Origin of the sequence: Sphingomonas sp. (assembly GCF_031380695.1) — a bacterium.
In the GTDB taxonomy this organism is placed as follows: Bacteria; Pseudomonadota; Alphaproteobacteria; order Sphingomonadales; family Sphingomonadaceae; genus Sphingomicrobium.
On record NZ_JANMWY010000075.1, the window covers coordinates 1 to 2,359 of the forward strand.

At 63.5% G+C, this 2,359-nt stretch carries 2 protein-coding genes; one reads left to right on the forward strand and one right to left on the reverse strand.

All coding sequences use genetic code 11. From position 1 onward, the window contains the following. Nucleotides 1–1,200: isocitrate lyase (gene aceA, locus RMN84_RS02940; RefSeq protein WP_405051426.1), on the reverse strand; the 1,200-nt coding region annotated here is incomplete at its 3' end. Between the two features lie 221 nt (nt 1,201–1,421). On the opposite strand from aceA, the gene RMN84_RS02945 reads away from it, so the two are divergent. Continuing rightward, nucleotides 1,422–2,359, forward strand: a 938-nt coding sequence (locus tag RMN84_RS02945; protein WP_309610713.1) for an ImmA/IrrE family metallo-endopeptidase, incomplete at its 3' end; no start/stop codon positions are given.

Sequence of the window (2,359 nt, forward strand, 5' to 3'; positions counted from 1 at the left end):
CTGGCCCGCCGACAGGACGGTCGCGACCTGGTCGAAATAGCCGGTGCCGACCTCGCGCTGGTGGCGCGTGGCGGTGTAGCCTGCGGCTTCGCTGGCAAATTCCGCCTGCTGCAGCCGTGAATAGGCGGCCATGCCCTCGTCGCGGTAACCACTCGCCAATTCGAACATCGAGTGGTTGAGGCTGTGGAATCCGGCCAACGTGACGAACTGGAACTTGTAGCCCATCGCACCAAGCTCGCGCTGGAACTTGGCGATCGTCGCCTCGTCGAGCTTGGCCGCCCAGTTGAAGCTCGGGCTGCAATTATAGGCAAGCGCCTTGCCCGGATATTTGGCATGGATCGCTTCGGCGAACTTGCGCGCGTCGTCGAGATCGGGATGGCTGGTTTCCCACCACAGCAGGTCGGCGTGCTCGGCAAAGGCCATGCCGCGAGAGATGCAATGGTCGAGACCGGTGCCGTCGCGCAGGCGGAAGAAGCCTTCCGGGGTACGCTCCCCGGTGATGAACTCGCGGTCGCGCTCGTCGATATCCGAAGTGATCAGCTTAGCCGATTCGGCGTCGGTGCGCGCAACCAGGATTGTCGGCACGCCGCACACGTCAGCCGCCAGCCGCGCCGCGTCGAGATTGCGGACCGCCGCCTGGGTCGGGATAAGCACCTTGCCGCCAAGATGGCCGCACTTCTTCTCCGACGCCAGCTGGTCTTCGAAGTGGACGCCCGCGGCACCCGCCTCGATATAGGCCTTCATGATCTCGAAGCAGTTCAGCGGCCCGCCGAAGCCGGCTTCGGCGTCGGCGACGATCGGCACGAACCAGTCGCGCTTGGCTCCGCCTTCGCTATGCTCGACCTGATCAGCGCGCTGCAGCGTCTTGTTGATGCGCTTGGCCAACTCGGGTCCGGCATTGGCCGGATAGAGCGACTGATCGGGATACATGGCACCAGCGGTGTTGGCATCGGCGGCGACCTGCCAGCCCGACAGATAGATCGCCTCAAGGCCGGCGCGAACCATTTGCATCGCCTGGTTGCCGGTCACGGCGCCGAGCGCGCGAACCGGCTCGTCCTGCTTCATCCGCTCCCACAGTTTCAGCGACCCGCGGCGCGCCAACGTGTGCTCGACCGCGATCGAACCGCGCAGACGCTCGACATCTTCCGCTGAATATGGCCGGGTGATGCAATCGAAACGGCCCGGCGGTGCGGCAATCATATCAGCAAAATCAGTCACAAAAATGCCCCTAGACTCGAAAGGTTCGACGACAAAACGGCAAATTCTTGGCAATTACCCGTAGAAAAGGGCCACGCTGACACGAAGTGACTTGTATCTTTTGTATTTTGTTGACAGAACGTAGTGTGGTTGCCCAACGCAAGCTTTTCCTCGGTGCTCGATTAAAGCGCCTCCGTCGCGACCATGAGCTGCAGCAGGCGGCGATGGCCGCGCAGCTCGGCATCTCGCCCTCTTATCTCAATCACCTCGAACGCAACCAGCGGCCGATAACCGCCGGCATCCTTCTGCGGCTGGCCGAAACGTTCGATGTCGACGTGAAGTCATTTGCGGCCGAAGGAAACGACAGCGCCGGCGCCGAGCAGCTCGGGGAGATCTTCTCCGATCCGATGTTCGCCGATCTTGGCATCAACCGCTACGAGCTGGTCGAACTGGCCGACAATGCTCCGTCCGTGGCGGACGGCGTGGCGCGGCTCTACACCGCGCTGCGCGAACTCCAGCGGCAGCCGCACAGCGAGGAAGGCGTGGGTCCCGATCCGCGCGCGCTGATCACGCCCGAAACATGGGTCCGCGACTATATCCAGGAATCGAGCAATCACTTCCCCGAGCTGGAGGAATGTGCCGAGACACTGGGCATGGCGATGACCGACGCCTTGTCGATTGCCGAGCCGCTCCGCCGCCGGCTGAAGGACGCCTGGGGGATTACCGCGCGGGTGGTGCCGGCCGCCGAGCTTGGCGGTGCAACCCAGGAATATGATCCCGAGCGGCGACTGTTCATGCTGTCGTCGCTGCTGCGCAGCGAAAACCGCAGCTTCGGGCTCGCCTATCAGCTGGCACTGGTCGAGTTTCGCGACGTGCTAGAGCGGCTGGTGGCAGCGGCGAGCCCCCCCGACCAGGGTTCGCGTCATCTGCTTCATGTGAGCATGGCAAACTATGCTGCCGGGGCGATCATCATGCCCTATGGCCGGTTTCTCGCGTCGACTGGCGAGCATCGCTATTCGATCGACCGGCTATGCGGCGAATATGGCGCGAATGTCGAACAGGTCGCGCACCGGCTGACGACGCTCGGACGGCCCGGTGCGCGGGGCGTGCCCTTCTTCATGATTCGGGTCGACGCGGCGGGCAATATCTCGAAGCGCTATGC